Annotated in this window: 24 protein-coding genes; 6 read left to right on the top strand and 18 right to left on the bottom strand. The window is 66.5% G+C overall.

Annotation, left to right across the window (positions count from 1 at the left end):
* Window positions 1-21: 21 nt before the first annotated feature.
* Window positions 22-2,217 (bottom strand): TonB-dependent siderophore receptor, encoded by a 2,196-nt coding sequence (locus QZ853_RS16350; RefSeq protein WP_295575399.1) that lies wholly within the window; start codon window positions 2,215-2,217, stop codon window positions 22-24.
* A gap of 239 nt (window positions 2,218-2,456) precedes the next feature.
* Here QZ853_RS16350 and QZ853_RS16345 point away from each other — a divergent pair, with 239 nt between their 5' ends.
* Both QZ853_RS16345 and QZ853_RS16340 read left to right on the top strand, forming a co-directional pair.
* Entirely contained in the window at window positions 2,457-3,041 is a 585-nt protein-coding gene (locus tag QZ853_RS16345; RefSeq protein ID WP_295575397.1) for a TetR/AcrR family transcriptional regulator, read from the top strand.
* Window positions 3,042-3,118: 77 nt separating this feature from the next.
* Window positions 3,119-4,207 (top strand): crosslink repair DNA glycosylase YcaQ family protein, encoded by a 1,089-nt coding sequence (locus tag QZ853_RS16340; RefSeq protein ID WP_295575395.1) that lies wholly within the window; start codon window positions 3,119-3,121, stop codon window positions 4,205-4,207.
* Between the two features lie 127 nt (window positions 4,208-4,334).
* Here QZ853_RS16340 and QZ853_RS16335 read toward each other — a convergent pair whose 3' ends face one another.
* The 3 genes from QZ853_RS16335 to QZ853_RS16325 form a co-directional block, all read right to left on the bottom strand.
* Window positions 4,335-5,261 (bottom strand): ABC transporter six-transmembrane domain-containing protein, encoded by a 927-nt coding sequence (locus QZ853_RS16335; protein WP_295575392.1) that lies wholly within the window; start codon window positions 5,259-5,261, stop codon window positions 4,335-4,337.
* A gap of 216 nt (window positions 5,262-5,477) precedes the next feature.
* A complete protein-coding gene (locus QZ853_RS16330) occupies window positions 5,478-6,554 on the bottom strand; it encodes an ATP-binding protein (RefSeq protein WP_295575390.1) in 1,077 nt (358 codons plus the stop codon).
* 3 nt (window positions 6,555-6,557) lie between these two features.
* Window positions 6,558-7,274, bottom strand: coding sequence for a response regulator (locus QZ853_RS16325; protein ID WP_295575387.1), 717 nt, complete (start codon window positions 7,272-7,274; stop codon window positions 6,558-6,560).
* 254 nt (window positions 7,275-7,528) lie between these two features.
* Between QZ853_RS16325 and QZ853_RS16320 the strand changes: the two genes are divergently transcribed.
* Entirely contained in the window at window positions 7,529-8,710 is a 1,182-nt protein-coding gene (locus QZ853_RS16320) for an efflux RND transporter periplasmic adaptor subunit (RefSeq protein WP_295575385.1), read from the top strand.
* Window positions 8,711-8,712: 2 nt separating this feature from the next.
* Window positions 8,713-10,656, top strand: a complete 1,944-nt coding sequence (locus QZ853_RS16315; protein WP_295575383.1) for a MacB family efflux pump subunit — start codon at window positions 8,713-8,715, stop codon at window positions 10,654-10,656.
* A gap of 92 nt (window positions 10,657-10,748) precedes the next feature.
* Here QZ853_RS16315 and QZ853_RS16310 read toward each other — a convergent pair whose 3' ends face one another.
* On the bottom strand, window positions 10,749-11,264 hold the full coding sequence (locus QZ853_RS16310; RefSeq protein ID WP_295575381.1) for an alpha-amylase family glycosyl hydrolase: 516 nt from the start codon (window positions 11,262-11,264) through the stop codon (window positions 10,749-10,751).
* A gap of 166 nt (window positions 11,265-11,430) precedes the next feature.
* Between QZ853_RS16310 and xth the strand changes: the two genes are divergently transcribed.
* On the top strand, window positions 11,431-12,225 hold the full coding sequence (gene xth / locus QZ853_RS16305; RefSeq protein WP_295576300.1) for an exodeoxyribonuclease III: 795 nt from the start codon (window positions 11,431-11,433) through the stop codon (window positions 12,223-12,225).
* Here the strand turns inward: xth and QZ853_RS16300 are convergent, their stop codons facing one another.
* The 10 genes from QZ853_RS16300 to QZ853_RS16255 all read right to left on the bottom strand — a co-directional run bounded on the left by QZ853_RS16300 (window position 12,226) and on the right by QZ853_RS16255 (window position 20,841).
* Window positions 12,226-13,944 (bottom strand): diguanylate cyclase, encoded by a 1,719-nt coding sequence (locus tag QZ853_RS16300; RefSeq protein ID WP_295575378.1) that lies wholly within the window; start codon window positions 13,942-13,944, stop codon window positions 12,226-12,228.
* Window positions 13,945-14,063: 119 nt separating this feature from the next.
* A complete protein-coding gene (locus QZ853_RS16295; RefSeq protein WP_295575376.1) occupies window positions 14,064-14,258 on the bottom strand; it encodes a hypothetical protein in 195 nt (64 codons plus the stop codon).
* On the bottom strand, window positions 14,258-14,893 hold the full coding sequence (locus QZ853_RS16290) for a DNA-3-methyladenine glycosylase (RefSeq protein WP_295575374.1): 636 nt from the start codon (window positions 14,891-14,893) through the stop codon (window positions 14,258-14,260). The genes QZ853_RS16295 and QZ853_RS16290 overlap by 1 nt, the downstream gene beginning before the upstream one ends.
* Window positions 14,894-14,965: 72 nt before the next feature.
* Window positions 14,966-15,925, bottom strand: coding sequence for a cation diffusion facilitator family transporter (locus tag QZ853_RS16285; RefSeq protein WP_295575372.1), 960 nt, complete (start codon window positions 15,923-15,925; stop codon window positions 14,966-14,968).
* Window positions 15,926-15,993: 68 nt separating this feature from the next.
* On the bottom strand, window positions 15,994-16,575 hold the full coding sequence (locus tag QZ853_RS16280) for an AprI/Inh family metalloprotease inhibitor (protein WP_295575369.1): 582 nt from the start codon (window positions 16,573-16,575) through the stop codon (window positions 15,994-15,996).
* Window positions 16,576-16,779: 204 nt separating this feature from the next.
* On the bottom strand, window positions 16,780-17,037 hold the full coding sequence (locus tag QZ853_RS16275) for a hypothetical protein (RefSeq protein ID WP_295575367.1): 258 nt from the start codon (window positions 17,035-17,037) through the stop codon (window positions 16,780-16,782).
* Window positions 17,034-18,386 carry a TFIIB-type zinc ribbon-containing protein gene (locus tag QZ853_RS16270; RefSeq protein ID WP_295575362.1) on the bottom strand — a complete coding sequence of 451 codons (1,353 nt, stop codon included), beginning with the start codon at window positions 18,384-18,386 and terminating at the stop codon, window positions 17,034-17,036. The genes QZ853_RS16275 and QZ853_RS16270 overlap by 4 nt, the downstream gene beginning before the upstream one ends.
* A 21-nt stretch (window positions 18,387-18,407) precedes the next feature.
* Window positions 18,408-19,547 (bottom strand): SPFH domain-containing protein, encoded by a 1,140-nt coding sequence (locus QZ853_RS16265; protein WP_295575359.1) that lies wholly within the window; start codon window positions 19,545-19,547, stop codon window positions 18,408-18,410.
* Window positions 19,548-19,648: 101 nt separating this feature from the next.
* Window positions 19,649-20,524, bottom strand: a complete 876-nt coding sequence (locus QZ853_RS16260) for an NAD(P)-dependent oxidoreductase (RefSeq protein ID WP_295575356.1) — start codon at window positions 20,522-20,524, stop codon at window positions 19,649-19,651.
* A 134-nt stretch (window positions 20,525-20,658) separates the two neighbouring features.
* Window positions 20,659-20,841, bottom strand: coding sequence for a CD225/dispanin family protein (locus QZ853_RS16255; protein WP_295575354.1), 183 nt, complete (start codon window positions 20,839-20,841; stop codon window positions 20,659-20,661).
* A gap of 519 nt (window positions 20,842-21,360) precedes the next feature.
* On the opposite strand from QZ853_RS16255, the gene QZ853_RS16250 reads away from it, so the two are divergent.
* On the top strand, window positions 21,361-22,824 hold the full coding sequence (locus QZ853_RS16250; protein ID WP_295575352.1) for a helix-turn-helix domain-containing protein: 1,464 nt from the start codon (window positions 21,361-21,363) through the stop codon (window positions 22,822-22,824).
* A gap of 55 nt (window positions 22,825-22,879) precedes the next feature.
* Here QZ853_RS16250 and QZ853_RS16245 read toward each other — a convergent pair whose 3' ends face one another.
* From QZ853_RS16245 to QZ853_RS16235, 3 genes are read right to left on the bottom strand one after another with little or no spacing between them, the layout of a single operon-like run.
* Window positions 22,880-23,323, bottom strand: coding sequence for a hypothetical protein (locus QZ853_RS16245; RefSeq protein WP_295575350.1), 444 nt, complete (start codon window positions 23,321-23,323; stop codon window positions 22,880-22,882).
* Entirely contained in the window at window positions 23,320-24,399 is a 1,080-nt protein-coding gene (locus QZ853_RS16240) for a hypothetical protein (protein WP_295575347.1), read from the bottom strand. The genes QZ853_RS16245 and QZ853_RS16240 overlap by 4 nt, the downstream gene beginning before the upstream one ends.
* Window positions 24,400-24,419: 20 nt before the next feature.
* Window positions 24,420-24,767: a hypothetical protein gene (locus QZ853_RS16235; RefSeq protein ID WP_295575345.1), complete on the bottom strand. Its 348-nt coding sequence runs from the start codon at window positions 24,765-24,767 to the stop codon at window positions 24,420-24,422.
* Window positions 24,768-24,788: the final 21 nt, after the last annotated feature.

Below are 24,788 nucleotides of genomic sequence, written 5' to 3'. Positions count from 1 at the left end.
GTTGACCGTTTGTCGCCCGGCTCAGAAATCCATAGTGGCCGACACCAGCACCGTCCTCGGTGCACCCAGCGCCAGGCTCGACAACAACGGCATGCCCCAATACGCCTTGTTGGTCACGTTGTTCACCGTGGCCCGCAGCGCAAGTGGTCGTCCGGCCAGCGTGGTGCTGTAGCGCGCGCCCACGTCGAACAACGTCCGCCCCGGCACCGACAGACTATTGTCGGCACTGATGTATTGCTTCGACATCGCCGTGGCATTGCCGGTCAAGGTCAGGCCCTGCAAGGTCGGCACATCCCACTCTACGCCCAGCTTGGCCTGCCGCTGCGCCACGGCGGTGGCGATGCGCCCTTCATTCACGCCACCGGCCGTGCGGGTCAGCTTGGGCTGCACGTAGGCCACGCCGCCCAGCAGGCGCACGCCGTCGATGGGTGCGCCGAAGAAGCCCCATTCCACGCCGCGGTTTCGTTGCTCGCCGCCGAACGAGAAGATATTCGTGACCGGGTCGGTGTAGCTGCTCGGTCGCTTGATCTCGTACACGCTGAAGGTGTGCCCGAAGCTGCCCATGTCCAGCTTCAGGCCCAGCTCCTTCTGCTTGGTGCGGAAGGGTGCGAACACATCGCCGGCATTGGCGGCAGTCATCGGCGCGGTGGCGCCCTGGCTGAGGCCTTCGATGTAGTTGGTGTAGAGGGAGATCCTGTCGGTCGCCTTCACCAGCAGCGCCGCGGCCGGGGTGGTGGCGCTCTCGTCGTAGCGTGAGCTACGTGCGCCCGTGGCCACGCTGAAGGTCTCGCTGACTACCTGCTGGCGGCGCACGCCCAGCGTCAGCTGCACGCGGTCATCGGCGAAGGAGAGGGTATCGGCGAAGCCGAGGCTGTCCAGGCGCAGGTCGGTATGCGAGATGTGCGGCGCCACGAACGGCGCGGCCGGGCCCCACACCGGGTTGTACAGATTGGTGGTCCAGTCCCAGCCGGGCACGCTGCGGCGGCCATAGTCGTTCTGGGTGTGCTGATAGTGGGTCACGTTGGCGGCCCATTGGTGGCCAACGCTGCCGGTACGGAAACTGCCGCGCAGGCCGGCATCACCTGATTGCTTCTTGATGTCGAACGCCAGCTGGCCCATCACCGTGGTGAAGTCACCGGCCGGGTTGAGGATCTGCGCACTGATCGAGCCGTTGTAGCGATAGTCGGTTCTGCTGGTGCCGTAGGCCAGGTAGGCCATCAGGGTATCGTTGATACCCAGCTCGCCGCGCAGCATCGCGCCCTTGTCCTGGCTGTCCACGTAGGCCCAGTCCGGGTTGATCAGCGTATCGCCACGCGGCGGCCGCGGAATGGCGACGCCCGGTGCCAGGCCGACGCCACGCGCGGGGCCGTCAACACGGTCATCGGCGCTGTACAGATCGGCCGACAGCCGCGCATCTTCGCCGCGCCAGTCCAGTGCCAGCGAACCGAGCTGTACCTTCTTGCTCTGCTTGCCCACGGCGCCATCGCCATCACGGTACGCGCCGTTGAAGCGGATGCCTAACTGCTTGTCGGCGCCGAGCCGACGGCCCATGTCCACATGGGTGCCGAACTGCGCATCGGAGGCGAAGTTGCCACTGACCCGCAGCAATGGCAGCTCACCCGCGCGCTTCGGCACCAGGTTCACCGCGCCGCCCACCGAGCCGCCCGGCGGCATGCCGTTGAGCAGCGCGGAGGGGCCCTTCAGCACTTCGATGCGTTCGAACATTTCCGGCGAGGTGCGGTAGTAAGGCGCCATGCCGCTGAGTCCATTGAAGGTGGTGTCGCTGGTGCTGGAGGCAAAGCCGCGGATCGCGTAGTTCTCGCTCCAGGAACCGGTGACGCCGTTGCTGAACACCGTGGGGTCAGTGGCGGCGATGACGTCGGTCAGGTCCTTGGCCTGGCGGTCGCGGATGAAGGACTCGGTATAGCTGACCGTACTGAACGGCGTGTCCATGAAGTCCTTGTCGCCCAGCAGGCCGACACGACCGCCGCCCGCCACCTGTCCTCCGGCATAGTCGGCGGTGGCCCGCCGCTGTTCCTGCACCTGCACCGAGGGCAGGGTGGACGGCGCGGAGTCGGCCAGCGCGGCAAACGAGGCCAGCAGCCCCAGCGCCAAGGCCGACACCCGGTAGCGCCGGGCCATTGGCGGATGCATCTGCACGCGGGTTGCGGCGGCCGCTGCACGCTGCAGCGGAGAGGAAAGGTGGTGCACGGTCATGCCAGGTTCCTGTGAATCGCAGGTGCGAGCGCGCCTGGCGCGCTGCCGACGGCAAGCACGGGGGAGGGCGCAGCGCAGGGTTGTTGGCTGGGTGGGGACCTGGCGGGAAGTGAGCCATGGGCTCGATTGCGGACGGCGGCGGGGTTGCGAACCACACGCATTCCTAATTAGTTGAGTAAATTAAACTAAACCATATGAAGCGGACAAGAGGGTCCCTTTGCTGGCACCCTCGCTACGGTATGAACATGCACCCTGAGACCCTGGCGGCGGCCCGTGGCCGCCCGCCCACCATCACCCCCGATCGCCTGGCCGACATCGGCATCAAACTGGGACTGCCGAACCTGACCATGGCCAACGTGGCCGCCGAACTGGCGGTGACCCAGGCCGCGCTCTACAAGCGCGTGGCCAACCTGGAGGCATTGAAGCGACTGGTGGCCGATACGGTGTTCCAGCGCTGGCAGATTCCGCGCGCCTCGGCCGATGCACCGGGCGGGCTGCAGGCTTACCTGCTGGGGTTCGTGGATTCTCTGTGCGAAGTGGTGAAAGCGCACCCCGGCCTACCGCCGTACCTGCTGCGCCGTTCGGTGGCGACCGCGCCGATGCTGGACAAGATCGCCTCGCACCAGGCGCATGTGGCCGAGGTGTTCGGCCTGCCGCTGAACAAGGCGCGCTGGCTGCTGGCCACGATCGCGTTCTACTGCATTGCCGGTGCGGACACGGTCTACGGGATTGCGGACGACGAAGAGGGCCAAGTGATCACCGAGTTCAAGCAGGGCATGCGTGCGCTGGTGATCGGTTCGCTGGAGGTATTGGAACTTCGATAGATCCACGCCATGCGTGGGTGCCGTTGCACGGTTCGCCACGGCCCCATACACGTATGGCGTGGATCTACAATGTGGCCATGCCTGCCACACCCACCCTCGATGATCTGCGCCGCCATGCGGTGGCGCGTACGCTGTTCAAGCCCACCACGCTGCTGACTGCGATCCGGCGCCTGGGCTTCGTGCAGGCCGACCCGATCCGCGCACCGGCACGCGCACAGGACCTGACCCTGCGCCACCGGGTGAAGGACTACCGCGCCGGTGACCTGGAGCGGCGCTATGCGCGCCTGCCGGTGGAGGAGGATTGCCTGGTGAACTACGGCTTCCTGCCACGCGAACATCTGGCGTTGATGCATCCGCGTGTCTCCAGGCGCGCATGGGATGCCGAGACCCGGCGCAGAGCGGAGGACGTGCTGGCCTTCGTGCGCGAACGTGGGAGCGTGCATCCACGCGAAGTCGATCAGGCGTTCGCGCATGGCCGGGTGACCAACTACTGGGGCGGCACCAGCAATGCCAGCACGCATCTGCTGGACGGCATGCACTACCGCGGCCTGCTGCGCGTGCAACGGCGCGACAGCGGCACCCGCATCTACGCGGTGGCCGATCACCCTGAGGCCGATGCCAGCGAGCAGGCGCAGATCGAACGCGCCGCCGCCTTGATCGACCTGGTGGTACGCAAGTACGCGCCACTGCCGTCGGCCAGCCTGACCTATCTGGTGCGCCTGCTGGGCTATGGCGCACCGCATCTGGCCGAGCAGACCCGGCAGGCATTGAAGCTGGCCAAGCAGCAGCTGGCCAGCTGCACGCTGGAAGGTACCACCTGGTACTGGCCAGCGGACGAGAATCCTCGCTCGCGCCGGCATGCGCCGGACGAGCAGGTGCGTCTGCTGGCGCCGTTCGATCCGGTGGTGTGGGACCGTCGCCGCTTCGGGCTGCTCTGGGGTTGGGTCTACAAGTTCGAGGCCTATACACCTGCGCCGAAGCGGCAGTATGGCTACTACGCACTGCCTGTGCTGTGGCACGACCAGGCAGTGGGCTGGGCCAATCTCAGCGTGAGCGACGGTGAACTGGCGTCCAGCGTGGGCTACGCCGGCAAGTCACTGGCCCGCGACAAGGTGTTTCGTGGCGCGCTTGAAGACGAACTGCAGCGCATGGCAGCTTTTCTGTAGAGCCGAGCCATGCTCGGCTGTTCTTCGCGCGGGCCAGAAAATCGAAGCAACGCTCATCATTCTCGGTAGCCGCCAACCTTGGTTGGCGCTGGCTTCCACCGGTGCCGCCAATGTGGGCATCTACCGGTCAAGCGGCGTCCTTGCGCTCCGCGTCCTCCATGCCGGGGCTGACGCGGCGGCCGATGTCCTTCAACCGCGCCAGCTGATCCACCATCGACGGTGCATCATCCAGGCTGCCGACGAACGTCCACAGATAGGTCATCACGGCATAGACGTGGCCCGGAGTGACGCCCTCGCTGGTGGCAAGGCGGCCGATGGTCAGCGCGAACAATGCCGCAGCAGCCAGCCCGATCACCACATAGGCGCCGGCTTCGCGGTCGGACAGCAGGATGCGCAGGCGTGACAGCGTGGTGTAGTGGCGGCGCAGCACCGAGGGGTTGACCCGGTCGACCAGGCGGATCTCGTGTTCCAGGCGGTTGTTCAGCCGGCCATGCAACTGCTCGTTGCGGCGTGCGAACGACGGCAGTACCAGCAGGGCGCCGAGCAGGGTGACCAGGCCGGCGGCACCGACCATCGGTTCGATCGCCAGCAGCATGGCCACCGCACCGAACATGGATGCCAGCGCGGTGGCGATGATGGGGACGTGCTTTTCAAAGAAGTCGACGAACTCGCGGGCCAGCACCACGCGTGCCGCCGAGGTGGACGTGGCCTGGCCCAGGCGGCGCTGCGCCTGCACCACGCTCACTGCCAGATCGGCATAGATGCGGGTGAAGGTGCGGGTATCGACCGCTCGACGGGCGGCGCCGACCAGCCAGAACAACAGCACCACGCCGGCATAGGAAACGGCATGGCCGATGTTGCCGCTGATGATCGCGTCCACCGCGAAGCCGGCGAACAACGGATAGGCCAGCAGCAGCGCATTCTCCAGTGCCACCAGCGTGAACGTACCGGTGAGCTTCCAGGGATAGCTGCGCAGGATGGCTTTCAGGGTCGCGGCCGCGTTCTGCTGGCCGATGCTGCCGGCGGCGGGCGCCGGGTCGTAGGGGTGTTTCATGGGATGCCTGGAGAGAACGGAGACGGGGCAGGGGATGGATGCCAGCCATCCCCCGGGTCGCGCCCAGTATCGGCAGCCCTTTGGAGCGGGCATGGAGGATCGATGGAGATTGCGTGGACAAGAGCGCGACGTTCAGCAGAGAGCGTGGTGCCCGCCAAGGTGGACATCTACCAGGGCAACGGTGGTCGCCAACCTTGATTGGCCCTGGCTTGATCGTCAGCGACGCGCGTGCACCGGCCAGCGGATCTCGAAGGCACTGCCGCCGCGTTCGGTCGCCCTGCATCGCGCCGTTCCGTGATGGGCCACGGCAATCGCTCGCACCACTGCCAGGCCCAGTCCGGAGCCACCGCTCTGCCGTGAACGTGAGACGTCGGTGCGCTGGAATGCTTCGAAGATGCTGTCGCGCAGTTCATCGGGCACGCCGGGGCCGCCGTCTTCCACGCTCACCGTGCAATGGCCTTCGGCCAGCGCGACGCGTACCCGCAGCGGGCAGGGAATGGCGTGGCGGCGTGCGTTCTCAAGCAACGCCAGCACAGCCTGGCGGATGCGTGCCGGATCGCAGTCGGCCAGTGACGGCCGCGCGTCCAGCGTGACCGAAAAACCACTTCCGGTCAGCGCCTCCGACATGGCCTCCACCACCGCCGCCACTTGTATGCTGACATCGCTGCGCTGCAGGCGCAGGTCCAGATGGCCACTCTCGGCCACGCTGACCACCCGCAGGTCCTCGATAATGCGGGTCAGGCCTTCCAGCTGGGTGAGCATGCCGTTGAACTGCTCCGGACCGGGCTCGAACACGCCTTCGGCGATGCCCTGCAGGCGCCCGCGCAGGATGGTCATCGGCGTGCGCAACTCGTGCGCGATTGCCGCGTTCCAGAACACCCGGTTCTGCGACATCCGGCTGAGGCGCTCGGCCATGGAATTGAAGTCGCTGACCAGTGTGGCGGCCTCGGCCATCGTGGTATCGCCACCGCGCGCTCGCGCCTCCAGATCACCGCTGGCGACGCGGCGCAGGCTTTCCGCCACCGAGTTCAACGGGGTGATGATGCGCCGGGTCAGGCGCGAGGCGATCAGGGTGGCGAAGATGACGACCACGCTGGCGGTCAGGCCGATCCACAGCCATTCCAACCCGGACGGCATGATCGTTTCCGGCTGGTCGTACCAGCGCGGATAGAACACCTCCATCAGGTAGTAGAACAGGTAGAAGCCGCCGATCGACAGCACCGTCGAACACAGCGATGCGACGGTGATGGAGAGGGTGATCTGGCGGCCGATGCTCTTGCCTTTGCGGCTCATCATTCAGTCCAGGAAGCGGTAGCCGACGCCGCGGACGGTGGCGGGAACGCCGATCACGCCCACGTCTTCGAGCTTGCGGCGCAGTTTGCTGACATGGCTGTCGACGGTGCGTTCCTGCGCATCACCTTCGGGCAGGCAGGCGTGCAGCAGATCCACGCGCGCATGCACCTGGCGTGGCGCGCGGGCCATGTGCACCAGCAGGCGGAACTCGGTGAGGGTGACGTCCAAGGCGTGCACCTGGTGGTCGTTGCGCACCGTCACCTCGTGGCTGCGCAGATCGATCTCGAACGGTCCCTGGCGGATCACACCGGTCGAATCTTCAGCCTCGGACCGCGCACTGCGGCGCAGCACGGCCTGGATGCGGGCGACGATCTCGGCCGGATTGAACGGCTTGGCCACGTAGTCGTCCGCACCCACGCGAAGGCCGGTCAGCTTGTCTACGTCCTGGTCGAGCGCGGTGAGCATGATCACCGGGGTGTTGCCGCGTCGTCGCAGTTCGCTGAGCACCTGCCAGCCGTCCATCTTCGGCATCTGTACGTCCAGCAGTACCAGGTCCGGGCGCAGCTGGCGGTGGCTGGCGAGGGCGGCTTCACCATCGGCGACGCGGGCGCTGCGCAGCCCGGAGCGGGCCAGGTAGGCGCCGAGGATGTCGGCGATTTCGCCTTCGTCCTCGGCGATCAGCACCAGCGGCGGCTGGCGGGAATGGGGTGCCTGTTTCATTGCGTGGTGCGCAGCATGCGGGTGGCGGCCAGTCGGCGAGGCCGACGAGGCTAATGCCCATTGATGGAGACTCGGTTGAGATTGTGTCGAGATTCCATGGACGCGCGCCTCGGCGTTCAGCTGGGGCGCGCCTGCCTGAATGGCGCTGCCGCCTCCACGAAATATCCATGCTGGCTCCAGCAAACGTCCATACGGGCGCTCCAGACTGCAGTATTGGCGGCCGCACCGGGCGACCGCACGAGCCGGACATCTGGATGAACAACCACAGGATCTGGGTAATTGCCGCAACCATGGCCATAGGTGCGGGCGTCGCTGGCGGTTGGGCATTGAGTGGCGCCGACGAGGCAGCGCTGATCACCGCGCCGGCACGCGTGGCCGATCTGGAGAAGACCGTGCAGGCGGTGGGCCGGGTCAATCCGAAGGAACTGGTGGCGGTGGGCGCGCAGGTTTCCGGGCAGGTCAAGCGACTGCATGTGATGCTGGGCCAGCACGTGAAGGCCGGCGACCTGATCGCCGAGGTGGATTCGCAGCCGCAGCGCATCGCGCTGCGCAGTGCCGAGGCCGCCACCAGTACGCTGCGTGCCCAGCACGTGGCCAGCCAGGCCCGCTACGCGCAGGCCAGCCGTGTTTTCGAGCGGCAGTCGCAGCTGGTGGCGTCGCGGCTGGTCTCGCAGGAAGCTTTTGAGACCGCACGGGTGGCCCGCGATGCTGCCCGTGCAGACGTGGCCGCGCTGCAGGCGCAGATCGACCAGGCGGTGACCCAGGTGGAGACCGCACGGATCAATCTGGGCTACACCCGCATCGTGTCGCCCACTGACGGCTACATCGTTGCGATTGTCACAAAGGCCGGGCAGACGCTGAACTCAATGCAGACCACGCCGACCATCGTGATGCTGGCGCAGCTGGACACGATGACCGTGCGCGCCGAGATCGCCGAGGCCGACGTGGAACTGGTGACGCCGGGACAACCGCTGTGGTTCTCGACGCTGGGGCCAAGCGGGCGCCACTACGACGCCCGGCTCCAGCAGCTTGAACCGGCGCCGTCGTCGATTGCTGAAGTGGCCAACGGCAACAGTGGAGGATCGGCACAGACGCCCAAGGCGGTGTACTACGCCGGGCTGTTCGACGTGGCCAACCCGGGCCTGGCGTTGAAGCCGTCGATGACGGTGAAAGTTACCATCCAGCTGGCGCGCGCGGCCAACGCACTGCAGGTGCCTCTCACCGCGCTGGCCGGAACGGACGACAGGCAGGGCAACCGCGCAACCGTGCAGGTAGTGGATACCAAGGGCCGCACGCGCGAGCGCGCGGTGACCACCGGCCTGCGCACTGCCACCGCCGTGCAGATCCTGTCGGGCCTCAAAGCCGGCGAGAACGTGGTAGTCGGGCATGCCGCCAGCGACAGCGGTGCCGAGCCCGCCAGCCTGCTGGGGATGTGAGCATGGCCGACGCACTGCTTGAACTGCGCGGGGTTTCGCGCGCCCATGGCTCGGCCGCCGGTGAGGTGGTAGTGCTGAAGCAGGTCACGCTGCGCATCGAGGCCGGCGAGTTCATCGCCATTGTCGGTCCGTCGGGTTCGGGCAAGTCTACGCTGATGAACATCCTGGGCTGCCTGGACCGGCCGACCGAGGGCAGCTATCGCGTGGGGGGCGTAGCGACCGAACAGATGTCGCCCGACGATCTCGCGCAGCTGCGCCGCGAGCACTTTGGTTTCATCTTCCAGCGTTACAACCTGATGGAGAGCCTGAGCGCCACCGAGAACGTGGCGTTGCCCGCCGTCTATGCCGGGGTGGACGCCGGCGTGCGCACCGCGCGGGCGCGCCTGCTGCTGGAAAGACTGGGACTGGGCGAGCGGACCACGAACCGGCCGAGCCAGCTGTCGGGTGGCCAGCAGCAACGCGTGTCCATCGCGCGTTCGCTGATGAATGGCGGCGCCGTCGTGCTGGCCGATGAGCCCACCGGTGCCCTGGACCATGCCAGCGGCACGCAGGTGATGGCTGAGTTGAAGCGCCTGCACGGGCAGGGCCATACCGTGATCCTGGTGACCCACGATGCTGCGATCGCCGCCCACGCATTGCGTGTGGTCGAGATTGCCGATGGACGCGTGGTCGCCGACCACAACGCGGGACGCGCGCCGGTTGCGCAGCGTACAGTGGCAGCGGCGTCTGCTGCCCCTGTGGTTGCCGAGCGCCGTGCGCGCATTGACGCCATGCGTGAGGCGATCCGCATGGCGGTGCGCTCGATGCTGGCCCATCGCCTGCGCACGCTGCTGACCATGCTCGGCATCATCATCGGCGTGGCCGCAGTGGTGACCGTGGTGGCGCTGGGGAAGGGCGCTCAGGCGCAGGTCGAGTCGCAGCTCAACGAGCTGGGCGCCAGCACGCTGGACATCTATCCGGGCTCCGATTTCGGTGACCCACGCTCGGTGGAAATCGAAACACTGGTGGTGGCCGATGCCGATCACCTGGCCGCACTGAGCTATGTGGACAGTGTCAGCCCCAACCTGAGCGGCTCGGTGGCGGCGCTGCAGGGCGGCCGGCGTGCCACGGCGCAGGTGCTGGGCGTCGGCGCGGATCTTCCGCGCGTTCGCGGGCTGCGGTTGAAGGCAGGCCGCTTCTTCAGCGAGGACGAGGTGGTTGCGCATCGCGCGGTGGGCATTGTCGACCAGAAGGCGGCCAAGGCACTGTTCCCTGGTAATCCGATCGGCAGCACGCTGCTGTTGGGGGGCATGCCGGTGGACGTGATCGGTGTGGTGGGGCCCAATGCCTTTGCCGGTGGCGCGACGCCCACGGTCTACATGCCGTACACCTCGGCGGCCTCGCGGCTGCTGGGCAGTCAGCGCCTGGAGAGCATTACCGTGCGAGTACGCGACAACGTGCCGACCAACGCCGCCGAGGCCTCGCTGGGCGCGGAGCTGCAACGCCTACACGGGCGTCGCGATTTCTTCATTTACAACGCCGACCAGATCCGCAAGGCGGTGATGAAGTCCAGCCAGACCCTGGCCGCGCTGGTGTCTGCCATTGCGGCGGTGGCGCTGGTGGTGGGCGGCGTAGGCGTGATGAACATCATGCTGGTATCGGTGAAGGAGCGCGTGCGCGAGATTGGCGTGCGCCTGGCGGTGGGCGCGCGCCAGGGCGACATCCTGCGCCAGTTCCTGATCGAGGCGGTGTTGATCTGCCTGTTCGGTGGCGTGCTGGGCGTGCTGTTCGCATTCGGTGTGGGGGCGCTGTCCAGCCTGCTGTCGCTGGGTGTGCCGTTCCTGTTCAGTGCCGGGCCGGTGCTCGCTGCGCTGGCATGTTCGTCCGCCATCGGGCTCGGTTTCGGCTACTTCCCGGCGCGCAGCGCTGCACAACTGGACCCTATCCAGGCATTGGCGGCGGAGTAGGGAGCGCTCGACCATGTACGGAACCACGTTCAGGCAGAAGCCAGTCGAGCCGTGCCGCAGCCAGAACGCCATCAACCGCAGCAGTTCATCCCCTACTGGCGCATGGTCCAGTGACAGGCCCGGCTCTTGCCGGTGGAACATGTGCCGGTTGAACGCGCCGGCCCCGGCATCCCATGTCCAGACCGAGGCCTCGATCGGTGGAAACATCGGCTGCAGGTCGTCGTCAGGCAGGTGGTCGCGCCACAGGTACCAGCGGCGTCATGGCGGGCCGTCCTGCTGTGCAGCGACGAACCACGGGTGCGCGCTGGCAGTGTGCTGCGTCGCCCGTTCGACGATGATGCCGATGCCGCGTGCGTCGGCAGCATCGACCAGCTCTGAATCGCGGCGTCGTCGTCCGAGTGGGGATCGATACGGTAGTGATCGGTGACATCGTAGCCACCATCACGGCCGGCGTTGCAGTGGAACGGCAGCAGCCAGACATGGCTGATGCCGAGCCATTGCAGACAGTCCAGCTTTTCCGTGATGCCATCCAGGGTTCCCCAGCCGAGGCGGTACCTGTCGCGGAACAGATAGGGGGCGAGCTGGTAGATCGCGCGCAGCGGATGCACCCTCTTGGGGCTTCTCCGGCACTGTTCACGGGTGACCGGCCTGCTGCCGCGCTTGGCATCGGTTCGTGAAACCACCGGCACCCTATCGTGACAGGGCATCCACGGATTCTGCATGCGCGGGCGCGCACAGTGAATGCCCGTTTCCGGCGCAGAGGAGGCTTCCTGCATGGCCCGGCGCAAGACGCTTCGTATCGCCACGTTCAACGTCAACGGTATCGGCACACGCCTGCCGCAGCTTCTGGACTGGCTGCACAGGGAATCGCCGGACGTGGTTGCCCTGCAGGAACTGAAGGCGACCGACGCCGCGTTTCCAGTTGCGTCGTTGGAGGAGGCTGGGTACGGTGCGCTCTGGCAAGGTGAGGCGCGCTGGAACGGCGTGGCGCTGCTGGCCCGAGGGACCACGCCGGTTGAGAGTCGCCGCCGATTGCCAGGTGAGCCCGGGGACACGCAGAGCCGCTACCTGGAGGCAGCGGTGCACGGGATCATCGTGGGTGCCCTCTACCTGCCCAATGGCAACCCGCAGCCTGGGCTCAAGTTCGACTACAAGCTGCGCTGGATGGAGCGCCTGATCCGGCATGCGCGCAGCCTGGTCGATCTGCCGCACCCGGCATTGCTGCTGGGCGATTTCAATGTGATTCCAACCGGTGCCGACGTCTACGACCCGAAGGCGTGGCGCCGAGATGCCCTGTTCCAGCCCGAGGTCCGCGATGCCTTCTCGCGGCTGCTCGCACAGGGCTGGACCGATGCGGTGCGGAAGGTGCACGGCGACGCCACGATCTACACCTTCTGGGACTACTTCCGCCAACATGCCCAGCGCGATCGTGGGGTGCGTATCGATCATCTGCTGTTGAATCCCGTACTGACGGAGCGGCTGAAGGACGCAGGCGTCGACCGCTGGGTGCGCCTGCAGGAAAAGGCCAGCGACCACGCGCCGACGTGGGTGACGGTGCGGGCGGCGTGATCAACGCACGGCAGGGCCCTCGCGCCGCTCGCGGCGCACGCGCGCGCGGGTCCGGTAGAGGTGGCTATCCGCTTTCTGGATGGTGTCGGCCACGGGTTCACCGGGCTCATTGATGGCTGCACCCATCGAGAAGGCGCTGGGCGACAGTGCCGCGTGGTCCTGGTACCAGTGCTCCAGTTCGCTCAACCGGCCATTCGCGGGTGCGACAAGTACCACCATGAATTCGTCGCCGCCCAGCCGCACCACGGTCTCCTCATTGCCCAGCGGCGAGCGCAGGAAGGTGGCGAACTCGACCAGGACGGCGTCGCCGCGGCGGTGGCCCTGGGTATCGTTGATGTGCTTGAAGTGGTCCAGATCGAACATCACGCAGGCCCACCGCTCATCAATCAGTTCATCCAGCCGGTGCAGGTAACGCCGGTTGTAGCACTGCGTGAGCGGATCCTTGAAGGACATTTCGCGCAGCTGCTGCTCCTGCATCCTCAGCGCGGTGACGTCCTGTGCATGCCCGAGTACGTAGGGCGGGCTGGCCTCGCTGTCGAGCACGTTGTGGTACGCCCAGTAGTGGCGCGTACCATCGGCGGCAATCAGCTCGATCATGCCAGCGTCGGTGTGGTTTGCCTGGATCCGAGCGAGGTAGGCCTTGAAGCCCTCGCGTTTTTCCGGCGGCATCAGGTCACACAGGCTGCGCCCGATGATCTGGCTTTCCTCGAAGCCCAGCGACTGCACGGCCGCCGGATTCACCGAAGTCAATGTCCCGTCCAGCGTGTGGGTGCAGATCAGGCCCAGGCTGTAGTGGAACAGTCGCCGGTAGCGGGTCTCGCTCGCTTCCAGCGCGTCGAGCGCGGCTCGCTCGTCAGTAATGTCCTGGATCGCCCCGACCAGGCGCGGATGGCCGTCGACCTGTTGCCGGCTGCCGACTACCCGGGTCCAGATCGCGCGCCCGTCGGCGGTGGTCATCGGCAGCTGTACTTCCCAGGAGGTCCCCTCGTCGATGCAACGCTGTACCGCCGCTTGGATGATATTGCGGCTGTCCTCGCGATAGAACGAAAGCGCGGTCTCCAACGTGGGTTCGAAGTTGCTGCGCACGCCGTGCAGCTGCTTGGTCTCGCGGGTCCAGCGCACTTCGCTGGTGACCAGATCCATCTCCCAGCCGCCCACCCGGGCGGCTCGGTTGGTGCGCTCCAGAAAATCTTCGCTGCGTTTCAGCTCGCGATGCAGCGCCTTGGCCTGGCCGACCTGCGCCATCAGGGTGCTGCGCTGTTCCAGTACCTGGGTAGTGACCCGCGCCAGGTGAACCATCAGTTCGCGTTGGGAGGGAGACAGCACGCCGGGCATCGGGTCGAGCAGGCACAGCGTGCCAATCCGTGCACCATGGCCCGAGCGCAGTGGGATGCCGGCGTAGTGCTGGATGCGCGGCCCGGCGGTCACCAGGGGATTGGTCGAGAAGCGGGGGTCCTGTCGAGCATTGGGTATCTCGAACAGCTCGTCGTGGCGGATTGCATGCGTGCAGAAGGAGATCTCGCGGGCCGTTTCGGTGACGCCCTCCAGCCCGATATTGGCCTTGAACCACTGGCGGTCTTCGGCCACCACGGTGATCAGGCCCATGGTCATGCCGGTCGCGGCGCGGGCGGCGGCGACGATGGCATCGAACACCGGCTCAGGGGGGGTATCCAGCAGGTGCAGTCGTTCGATCTCGAGCAGACGTTCGGCTTCGTCCATGGCGCTTTTCAGGGCTGGGTGGCGAGGGCGGTTGCGGCGGCTGTCCAACGCTACGCTAGTGCGCGAGGCGTTATGTATCGCCACGGCGGAGTGATGCCGATGTGAGGTGATCGCACCGATCAGCGTTCCCTTAGCGATGCCTGCAGTGCGGTCGCCAGCGCAGCGTCCCCGGATACCAGATCCTGCCAGCGCAGTGCGATGCCCTTGCGTCGCCCCTTCTCAACCAGCTTGAAGCCATCAGGGGCCACGGTGAGGGTATAGGGCCGGCCCTCGATGTCCAGTTCGCGGCGCAGTGGTTTGTCGAGCGGGGTCATCATCCTTTCCTCGCAGGGGCGGGAGTACGACGTGGCGGGGTCGATACGTGACGATTGTCACGTATGTGCCATCGCCAGGGAAAATCGACGGCGCGCGTGATGCCGATGCGAGGGCCCACCACCGGTTCCGCCGGAGGCGGCACGCCATCGCTGGCAATGACAATGCCGTGGCTGCCGGTCACCAGGTCTGCGCCATCGAAGCTGCGGTCCAGCCCGAAGGCCTGTGACAGCTTGCCGGGGCCGCTGGCCAGATCATGGTCACGCCGAGCCGCCGGTCGCAGTTCGCGCATTCGCTCCAGCCCCGCCAAGGGCTCGGTGGCGCGCAGCAGGACGGCCACGCCTTCGCCAGTTTCGCCGCAGACCACGTTGCTGCCCCAGTGCATGCCGTAGGTGAAGTAGACATACAGGTGGCCAGCCTCACCGAACATGCTGGCCGTGCGCGGCGTCTGCCCACGATAGGAGTGCGCCGCCGGATCGACGCTGCCCGCGTACGCTTCCACTTCAACGATGCGACCCGTTCGGCCATCGTGACGGACCAGGAGTTTGTTGAGCAGCTCGGGCGCGACCACGACGGGCGGGCGCCGGTAGAAGCTGCGCGGGAGGATCTGAAGAGAGTCAGGCAACCAATCCGGCACGGCAGAGGCAGGCTCGGCTAAACGTTGGTGGCACTGTCGCATTGGACAGGTGAAACGGGCGCAGACGCAGCGTCATTCCGGCACAGGCGGCGCGGCCAGGGCGGCGCGCCGGGCGGCATAGACCTCGGGCGTCTGCGGCTTGATGAACAGCGCAACCAGTTCCGGATATTCCCGCTTCACCGCCGTTTCGATGCGGGTGATGCAGGCTTCAATCTGCGGGGTCTGCCGATCGTCCTCGAACTCGGCGCTGAGCATGGCCACGACCTGTTCCGGCCCCATCTGCATGGTGGTCACGCCGTTCGCGCGACGCAAGTCCGGATCGGTTTCGGCCACCGCCATGATCCGCTCGGCCACTGCAGGGTGGGCAGGCTCTCCAACCAACAGGCCCTTGGTTTCACGGGCCAGAAGGAAGGCGGTTGCAGCCAACACGCCGGCGATGCACAGTGACGCAACGCCATCAAGCACCGGCATTTCCAGCAGCTGGGCGGCAAGCAGCCCGATCAGCGCGAAGCCCAGGCCGAGAAGGGCGGCACTGTCCTCCAGCAATACGGTGAAGGTGGACGGGTCCTTGCTGCGGCGGAAGGCTTCGAAGTAGCCGAGTTTGCCCTTGGTACGCCGGAACTCCCGCAGCGCCACCCACCAGGAAGCACCCTCGAACAGGATGGAAATGCCCAGTACGCTGTAGCTCAGCGCGTGGTTGCTGGCCGGTTCCGGCCGACGGATGTGCTGGATCCCCTCGTAGGCCGACACGCCGGCACCGGCCGCGAACACCAGCAGGGCGACGATGAAGCTCCAGAAGTACAGCTCGCGGCCATAGCCGAACGGATGCAGGGAATCCGGCGCCTTGCCGGCACGGCGCAGCCCGTACAGCAGCAGAAGTTCATTCAATGTGTCGACCAGCGAATGCACGCCCTCACTGAGCATGGCCGAGCTGCCGGAGATACCGGCCGCGATGAACTTGGCGATGGCAATGGCCAGGTTGCCGGCGAGTGCGGCATAGATGACCAGGCGGGAACCGGTGGGCGCGGACATGTCAGCTACGAGGCACGAAGGACGCTGATCTTCGCGGTCGGCCCGTGCCCATCGTGTGCACGTCGCGGTCAACGCCCCTTGGGATTGAGATACAGCCGCGCTCCATCCGAGTCGCGGGACCCCGACCAACGCCCACCTCCGGACGCGCGGAAACGTCCGAACACGGTGTTGCGGGTGTCAGTCAGCAGCAGCTGGTTGCCCGACAGCACCCAGCGGTTGGCCGAGAAGAAGCCATCCGGGCAGCCGGCAGGCACATAGGCACTGTAGCCGCCGAACCATGCGATGTTCTTCAGCTCGATGGTGCAGGCGCTGCCGTTCTCCTGGCCGAGCGTCCAGCTGCCGAACAGATCGCTGTCGCGCACATCGCGTTCATCGCGCCGGCGGTCAGGGTCCCAGTCGCCGTTGTCGTGGACGCCTAAGCCCACGTCGATCTCTTTGCTTTCGCTGCGGGACTCGGACTGCGAGCGGCCGCTGGTGGTGGTCTGGGTGGACACCGCGCCAGTGCTCTGGGTCTGGGTGCTGCCGGATTGCGTGGTCTGGTCGGTGCGGGTGGTCTGTTCAGCGAAGCCGAACGAGGCGTCCTGGGCGAAGGCGGGCGGAGCCAGGCAGCACAGCGCGAACAAGCAGGTACGGGCGAGCACGGCAGCCATCGCAGCATCCTCGAAAGGGTGGACCGCGCGAGTATCGAACCGGCGGGGCGGAAGGCGGTGTGAGGGTGCGCCTCGTGCAGCCCTGCCAGGAGCAGCGGGGTAAGCTGAGGGGGAGTGCCGGCCGCTGGCCGGCTCCTCCTTGACGTCCAGAGAAGGCATGGCAACCCGCGGCCGGCAGTACGGGCAGCAACGCAGGGCCTGGCGCTACGGGTCGGGCTTTACCCGCACCACCCGCTTCCGGTACTCGTACACATTGTCACCGCCGATACGCTTCTCCTCGGTGCCGGTGACACGGCCCACCTGCTGGTCCGAGCCGGTGACCGGCTTGGCCTCGATGGCGGTCTCGTGCTCGAAGGAGTGCGATTTGTCGGTGTTGCGGTAATACCGGTACAGCGCCCAGTACAGCGCGGTTGCGCCGGCCGGGCCTGCCGCCAACAGCCAGAGGCCACTGTCATCACTCATGTCGATGCCACCAGGAAGGCAATTGCGAGGGCTTCAATGACGGTGCCGGTGGCCAGGGCCGCCAGCAGCATCTTCCATTGCTGCACGGGCACGCTGCCCATGGTTTCGCCGGTACGGCCGTTCACTGCGATGTAGTGCAGCATGCCGCCGTTCTTGCCGGGCTGATGGTACGAATACAACCACACCGGCAGGTACATCGACACCCAGCGCGTGCCATGCACCTCCAGTTGCTCCTGCTCCCAGCGCACGCCACGGTTGTAACGCCTCACTGAACCTTCCACTTGCGCGCGGGCGATCGACAGGAGCTGGTCTTCCAGCCGTGGCCGCAACGTTTCCACGTCGAGGTTGCGCTTCTCAGAGGTGAATCCGGCCAGGTACGAGGCGTTCCATTTCACCGCGTTCTTGGTATCGAACGGCAGGATGGTGTTGATGATGTTGTTGGTATTGGCGCGGGTATCGAGATTCCCGCGCTCGGCCGAGGATTCCAGCGGCAGGTCATCGACGGTGAAGTCGACCTGGCGTTCGACCTGGTAGACATCGGCGTCGTACAGGGTGCGCTTGTTCTTCTCGCTGCCCACGGTGTATTCACGCGTCTTGATCTCGCCCTTGCCGGCCACCGCCGCGCTGACATTGCTGTCGACGATCATGTAGGGCAGGAACACGCCCACCACGTTTTCCGGGGTGAACTGGTCCTTGAACGCCTTCAGCGCGAACATGCGGCGCTTGTCGACGAACTGGCGGATGCGCGCGACCGCGTCGTCCTTCCTGATATGGAAGGGCAGCACTGCATCGGGCACGGCGCCGTTGCTGATCTGCTCGTTGACGCCGAACACGTGGCGGCACCAGTGGCAGCGCGCCGTCATCGTACTCTCGGTATTGACCGTGACTTCGGCGCCGCACCCGGTGCATTTGAACGTCATCAGTGCCGAGGTGTCGGCATCGATGTCACGTGCGCCAGAGGCAATGATGGTGCCGCGCAGCTGGTCGATAGCTTCGCCCAGCCCGAATTCTTCCTCGACCCGCGCGCCATGCCATTCGTGACGGCAGTACAGGCAGACCAGGATGTCGGTACCGGCCTTTGGCCGGATGTCGGTGGCGCCGCACTTCGGGCAACGGTTGAGGCCGTCCTTCAGCTCGCTGGCCGAGGTGTCGATGGCCACAGGATCGGGCGCTTCCACTTCATCGCGGATGGCCTGTGGCAGTTTCGAGGTGTCCAGCGGGAAGCTGCCGGGCAGGGGAGGGACGTCCTGCGGCGAACCCGGTCCATTCAACGACGCCGCCGGCAAGGGCGGCGGCGTCGCGGGAGCGGATCCGGGCAGCGGCGGTGGGCCGTTTCGAGGATCGGACATGTGGGTGGTAGTTCCTGCCGGTTACAGGCCTAGTGCCTTGGCCTTCAGCGCGTCATAGTCGCTCTGGGTGATCAGGCCCAGGTCCAGCATTTCCTTGGCCTTCTTCAGCTTGGCCACCGGGTCATCCGCGGCCGGCGCCACCGGCTGCTGCATGCCGCCGGCACCGAACATGCCCGAGGCCATGCCGACGCCCACCAGGCCCGCCGCACCGCCGTTCTCGCCGGCCGACTGGATGCCCTGGGCGACGCTGGCCTGCAGGTTGGAATTGCCACGCGAACCCGACAGCGCATCGGCGCGCTGCACGGTCTTCAGCAGTTCGCGGGTGTTGGCGTCGTACTCGATGGAGACGATGGCGGTCTTGACGATGGCCAGGCCGCGATCGGATTTCCACTGGTACGCCTGTTCGACCGCGGCCGACAGGCTCTGCGCGAAGCCCAGCGAATCCTGCTGCAGCTTGGTGATGCGGTTGCCCTTGCCCGGATCGTTGGTATACAGGCTGAAGGCCGGGGCAAGTGAACCGACCACTTCATTGAACAGCTGGCTGGCGGCAGCGTTGTCCAGATCGGTGAAATCGAACACCTGGCCCGGACGCAGATAGCTGGCCGGCACGAAGTTTTTCACGAACAGGATCGGGTCGACGATCTTCAGCGTGTACGAGCCACGGGTGACCGCGCCGACCTGCGTATTGAGGAAACCGTCGTCCCAGTAGATCTCCGACTGGGTACCGAAGCGGTTGTCCGGCAGCTCCTTCAACGATACGAAGTACGCAGCCTGCTGCGAGCCGGGCTGGCCGCCAAACTTGAAACGTTCCCAGCTCTGCTTGATGAAGGTGCTGACCAGGCCGTCACCGGCGAAGATCGACTGCGAATTCAGATCGTCCGAACGCCACTCGTAGCCACCCGGCTCGGCGACGAAGGCGGTGATTGCGCCATCCTGGAACAGCAGCAGGCCGTAGCCTTCCGGCACGACGATCTTCGAGCCATTGCTGATGATGTTGGAGGAGCCGCTGGTGTTGGAACCGCGGCCGGCATTGGTGCCCTGCGGTACCGCCGCGAACAGGGCGGCGGTGGACGGCAGGCCCGCCGGCACGGTGTAGAAGTCCTTCCACTGGTCGGCGAGAACGCCGCCAACCGCACCCTTGACCGCCTGTACCAGACCCATGTCCAACTCCCTGTGATTCGAGGACAGGCACCATGCCTGCCCACCTGCGCTGAATATAGCAGCGGCCGGGGACGCCAGGAGTGCCGGCAGATGAATCCCGGTCAGGCGTGGTCGGGACCGGCACGCACCGCTTGCAGCACGGCCGCCATGTCCAGCGCGCCCAGCCCGGCGCGCTGCGCCTGGGCGAACAGCGCATCACTGGCGTTGATCAGCGGTGCATGCATGCCGACCTCGCGTGCGGCGTCGGCCACCAGCGCGCTGTTCTTGTGCACGTCGGTGATAGATGCCTGCACTGAAAAGTCGCTCCGGGCCATCTTGTCCAGCTTGATCCGCGACACGTCGCTGGCCATCGGCCCCGCATTGAGCACCTGCGCGAAGCGTTCCAGTTCAATGCCATGGGCCTCGGCGAAGTGCACGGCTTCGGCCAGGCCGGTGACGAGCGTGATGAGGTACAGGTTGACCGCCAGCTTCATGCGCAACGCCGACGGCACGCTGCCGCAGCTCACCGTCTGCCGGCCCATCGGTGCCAGCAGCGGTGCGGCCACGGCGAGATCGTCGTCGGTACCGGCCAGCAGGATCACCAGCTGCGCCGCTTCGGCCTGCACGCGTGAGCCAGACACCGGCGCTTCCACGTAGCGGCCACCCGCGGCAAGGATCTGTGCGGCCAGCGTCTGTGAGTACGCTGCCGAGCTGGTCCCCATGTTGATGAGCAGGCGGCCCTCGACCCGCGCGGCGAACGCCGCGCCACGCCGATCGAGCACGCTGTCGATGGCATCGTCATTGGCCAGCATCAGGATGAGCGTCTCGCAGTCCGCGAATACTTCGTCCACTGCGTCGCAGACGTCGATGCCGGCGGCGCGCGCGGCGGCATGGTTGCGGCCGGAGCGCGACCAGCCACTCACGCTGTGGCCGGCACGCGCCAGATGCGCAGCCATCGGTGTTCCCATCACGCCCAGGCCGATGAATCCAACGGGCATGGCCGACTCCAGATCTGGACAGGGCGCCCATCATGCCGCATATGGGCGCCGTGTGGCTCAGGTGCGCGCGCGCAGGATCAGTGCGCAGCCCACCAGCAACAGGACGCATAGCGGCTGTGTAACGAAGGAGGCAGTCATCCAGCGCAGCGCCTTGCGCGATGCCACCGTGGCGGGCCGATCTGGCCGGCGGCGAGTAGCGAGGAGGTGCGGTTGGCGTAGACCGTGGCGACGATGCCGAAGGGCCAGAAGCCACCGAAGATGCTCAGGATCGCCCACATCAGATAGTTCTTCGGGGCCGCCGGGGTGGTGTGTTCCATGTATTTGATCTCCTTGGTTGGCGGGATTATGTGATCCGTTCTGGCTGCAGGACAGGAGCGGAATGCTGCGCGCTGCGCAGGAGTCGCTGGGTGGCGCCGGAGCGTGTGAAAACGTGTGTTTCCTCTCGCCGCAGCACCGTGTCGGGCGTGAAGAAGGGCGGATGCCAGGGATATTCACGTGATTATCATCATGTTTCTCTTGAAACTCGGATTCGATAATTGGAAGCGCTGGCGCTGTAAAGGCGCTGGCGGAATCTGGATCCGTCTGACGTCCGCATCGACGACCCACCGACGGCAACCCCCTGGGGCCATGGGGCGGACAGCGTGCGCGTTGATCTGTGTGTGCAGCGGATGGTGCGCAGCGCGGCGTAGGCATCGCAGTATCACGCAATGAAGCCAGACGCTAGGCATTGCGCGATCGCCTGGTGCAGCAGCGCCGGGGCGCCATTCGCAAGGGGAGTTTCAATGCACAGGCAAGTCAGTGAGATGTTGCAGCGCGCCTATCAACCGTATCGGTCCTTGACCGATCTGCTGGGCGCGTTCGTCAAGGAGTTCTCGCAGCACCAGGCGTTGCGCGGAGGTCGCGTCCATCTGCGCGGTGCCGGCGCCAGCGTGGCGGAGGCAGGCCGCGACGGGTCCGGCGTGCGTGCGCGCGGCAACAGCCAGCGCCTGCCGATCCGCTATGGCGGCGAAGTTCTGGGTGAACTGCAACTGGAAGGTGACGCCGGTGATCTGGACAGCAGTGCGCTGGCGCTGGGCGAGGTGTTCGCGCACCGTTGCGCGCACCTGATCAAGCGCTACGAGGCGCAGGCCTGGGCGGAGCAGGCACTCAGCCGGTCGTTGCTGCTGGTGGGCGCTTGCGACGCGCTGAAGCGGATGGAGGAATTCGTCGAGCGCGCTGCCGCCAGCCGACTGCCTGTGCTGCTGCGTGGGGAGTTCGGCACCGAGAAGATGGAGCTGGCCGCCGCCCTGCACAGTTGCGGGCCGCGCCGACGCGGACCGTTCGTCGAGGTCAACTGCGGCCATCCGCAGGAAGGACCCGCAGACTGGTTCGACCGGGCCCGTGGCGGCACCGTGTACTTCCATGAGGTGGACGAACTTCCGGTGCCGCTGCAGGCGCAACTCTCGCATTGCATGCGCAGCCTGCAGTCAGCGTCGGTCGACGCCGGTTCCGCGCGTGCGATCCGGGTCATCGCCTCGACCAGCGCCGACCTGGAGCAGCGGGTGCGCGAACGCCAGTTTTCGCGCGCACTGCTGGCCGGGCTGGAGTTCCTGACCGTGGACGTTCCACCGCTGCGTGAGCGCAGTGAAGACATCGATGCGCTGGTGGCGCGCTCGCTGCAGTTGCATGGGTTCAATCCGCAGGTCATCAGCGAAGACGTTCTGCAAGCGCTGCGCAGCCATGACTGGCCGGGCAACCTTCTGGAGATGGAGCGTGTGGTAGTCCGTCTTGCGGTGATGACAGGGGGCCGCAACATCCATCGCGAAGACCTGCTGCGCCATGCACCGGGATTGAAGCTGTCCGGCGTTCCTGCCGGCAATGACCCTGCCTGCACCGGGGTGCCGCTGCCGCATGCGGACGACCCACTGCCGAGCGTGCCGATGCCGGTGCCGGAACCGGCTGCGGCGGACCCCGCGGTTGCATCACGCGAGGGCCTGCACGAGGGTCTGAAACGTGCGCTGGCCTACCTGAAGGATCACACCGCCGAACCGGTGACGCTGGGTGACCTGGCCCGCCAGGCGCATGTCAGCCAATCACACCTGGGCTTCCTCTTCCGCAGCGAACTGGGCACCACCTTCAAGCTGCTCCTGCAGCAGCTGCGCATTGAGCACGCCAAGCAGCTGCTGCGTGGCGGCCAACGCCTGCGCATCACCGATGTCGCCTTGCAAGTCGGCTTCGGTGACCTGAGCCATTTCGAGAAGAGTTTCCGGCGCGTGGTCGGGGTCAGCCCGCGCAGTTATCGCCGCACGCCGGAGCAATGAAGAACTCCGGCGCAGGCACGGGCCTGGCCGGAGTGGGCTACCGCCGCAGCGGACGCTATTTGGCGTTCGCTTCGGCGGCCCGTCGCACGGCCTCTGCGGCGGCCTCGTCGGCAAGCCGTGCCGCTTCGTTGGCGGCCTCGATCGCCTTCTCCGCCGCCGCCATTGCCGCGCGGATGCCCTCCTCGCTGGCGGCCATTGCCGCATCGGCCAGCTCCTGCGCGATCTGCATGGGGGTCTTGCCACCGGGGTGTTCCATCGTTGGGAACGGAGAGCGCGGAATCGGGAAGGTCATTGCAGGAACTCCTTCTGGGTCTAGGGATGAGGGACCGCCGCGGCGGTCCCCGAGGCTGTGGCGCAATGCCGCCTGGGCATCGGCCACGATCTGTCGGGCCTGCTGCCGTGCGGCTACGCGCTCGGCAACGACGGCAGCCAATGCCAGTGCTGCCGGGGCCGCCTGCAGCTCTTGATCAGGTCCGGCGGCGAGGCGTTCGCGGCTCACACCGCATCCGCCTGGTAGCCGATCTCGGCCTCATCCTCGGCGAAACGACGGATGCGCCGGTAGTCGAGCAGCGTAATGACGTTGTCCTCCACCTGGATGACCGCCTGTTCCTTCGAGCCATCGATGGCGAACAGGACACTGGCACCATCCTGGCCAAGCCGGCCGTGCGAGACCGGGTGACTGTTGAGGAACTCCTGTGCGCTGCGCAGCTGCCGGCGCGCAGCATCTCGCAGGTGCTCGCCGTCCAGGGGGGCGCCGCTGCCATCGTTCATGAACTGGGCGACCTGCTGCGCAGCCAACGAGATGCGGGCGTAGCCGATCTGGCGGTTCGCCGCCAAGGTCTCGGCAATTGCCGCGCGCACCTGGTCGGGCGACGGCAGGTGCGGGAGCTGGGGGCCGTCGAGGTAGCCGAACAGCATCGGCAACAGCGTCTGCAGGGCATGGGTTGCACGTTCAAGGCGCAACGCGCTGCTGGAGCCGGTGGGCTGTGAGCGCTGGTAGAAACGGAAGTAGTCGGCGAACTCGATCGGCCTGCGTGCGTGCAGCAACGCGAAGCGGGCTGCCTCGGCCAGCGTCTCGGAGGCGCGGCCCGGGCCGCCCTGTTCGCTGGCCAGCTCCCACAGTGCCAGCGACTCGCGGAAGTCCAGCTGTTGCAGCAGCGGTGCATCGCCGGCGCCGACCGCGACGAGGAAGGCGCGGTAGGCGCCCAGTGCCTGATTGCTGAGCAGGCTGTGGCGGGCCAGCACACCCTGCACCTCATGGCTCAGCAGGTTGCTGGGCTGGCCCGCTTCGAGCTGGCGCAATGCGTCCAGCTCGTCATTGTTCAGGCTGAGCAGCTTGACCGGGCTGACCTGCACGCCGGCGTTCGGCAGCCAGGTCATGCGCGAACCATGCAGACCCTGCTGCACATCGTCGAGCATCATGCCTTCGTCGCTGAAGGCGTAGCGGTGCTCGTGCGAATCGATGGCCCACTGCAGCCAGTACTGGCCGCCGTCGACGAAGGACAGCACGCGCCGGGTGCGTGAACCGAGCTGACCGGGGTGGGGAATGGAACGACCGTCAATGAAAACGCTCATGCGTTGCTCTCCTGTCGGCCTCACGTGGCCGGAAAATCCTTGAGGACGGTCGCGGCAGCACTGCCGACGCGGGTGAAATCGTCGGTGGCACCCTGCATCATGGTCTGCGCCTGCGTGAGTACCTTCGCATACTTTTCGTCCCCCGTCGCCAGGTACTGGGCCATGGCCACACCGGCAGCGGTAGTGGCGATGGTGGAGACGTTGCGCAGCGCGTCGGCGGCGTCCTGCACGGCGATCGCCGCCGACTGCGCGACCGACTGGTAGGCCTTGCCGGCACCACTGGTCTTCACCACGGTCGTGGCCATGGTGGCCGTCTGCACCTGGTTGATCACATCGATGACCTGGGCGTTGACGTTGCTCGGGTCCATACGGGCTCCTTGATGGGCGGG

The sequence above is a fragment of the uncultured Stenotrophomonas sp. genome (assembly GCF_913778665.1).
GTDB lineage: Bacteria > Pseudomonadota > Gammaproteobacteria > Xanthomonadales > Xanthomonadaceae > Stenotrophomonas.
This window is presented reverse-complemented; position numbering and strand designations above follow the sequence as displayed.